Source organism: Bartonella sp. AA86SXKL (genome assembly GCF_042196885.1).
The window spans coordinates 349-719 of sequence record NZ_JBHIRE010000318.1; the positions used below are offsets into that span (position 1 = coordinate 349).

The 371-nt window shown below is 38.8% G+C and carries 1 pseudogene; it reads left to right on the top strand.

From position 1 onward, the window contains the following. Positions 1-225: pseudogene (locus ACFIO5_RS11770) on the top strand (50S ribosomal protein L1); the annotation flags it as partial. Between the last annotated feature and the right edge of the window lie 146 nt (positions 226-371).

A 371-nucleotide genomic window follows, 5' to 3' on the forward strand; every position in this document is an offset into this window, starting at 1 on the left:
GGTGCTGTTGAGTTTCGCGTTGAAAAAGCTGGTATTGTGCATGCTGGTATCGGTAAGGCTTCTTTTGGAGTTGAGAAGATAGTAGAGAATATTAAAGCTTTTGCTAGTGCAGTTATTAAAGCTAAGCCGCAAGGTGCAAAAGGTGAATATATTAAGCGTGTTGCAGTTTCTTCTACTATGGGGGTTGGAATTAAAGTTGATCCTGCGACTGTTCGTTCAGAGTAGGTATGAGCAGATTTATCATTTTATTTTGGGGTATGTGAATATCAGAAATATATTTCAGGTGTCGGTTTTTATCGACATTTTGCTATCTAAGCTTTATTGAGCTTGGGTTATAACGGAAGAAATTCCGGACTATCCTGTCCGAGATT